Source organism: Paenibacillus sinensis, assembly GCF_019904155.1.
Classification (GTDB): Bacteria; Bacillota; Bacilli; order Paenibacillales; family Paenibacillaceae; genus Paenibacillus_AQ; species Paenibacillus_AQ sinensis.
On the sequence record NZ_JAHCMB010000209.1, the window covers coordinates 1 to 259 of the forward strand.

The 259-nt window shown below is 56.0% G+C and carries 1 protein-coding gene; it reads left to right on the top strand.

Features of this window, described 5'->3' with window-relative positions; genetic code table 11:
* Window position 1: 1 nt before the first annotated feature.
* A partial coding sequence (locus tag KIH86_RS25805) for a transposase (protein ID WP_223110747.1) occupies window positions 2-259 on the top strand: 258 nt, incomplete at its 3' end.

The following is a 259-nucleotide window of genomic DNA, read 5'->3' on the forward strand; positions in this document are numbered from 1 at the left end:
AATGGATCTGGAAGAAGACATTCCAGAACATCACCTCGTTCGTGTCGTGAACGCAGCCGTGAATCGGCTCGACGACGCCATCTTTGACGCTGCCTATCCCGGCGGTGGCCGCGACAGCTACCACCCTAAAATGCTTACCAAAGTCATTATCTATGCCTACGCCCAGCGAATCTATTCGTCTCGTCAAATCGCCAAAGCCGTGCGGGAGAACATTCCCTTCATGTGGCTGGCCGGACGGCAGCGACCAGACTTCCGCACC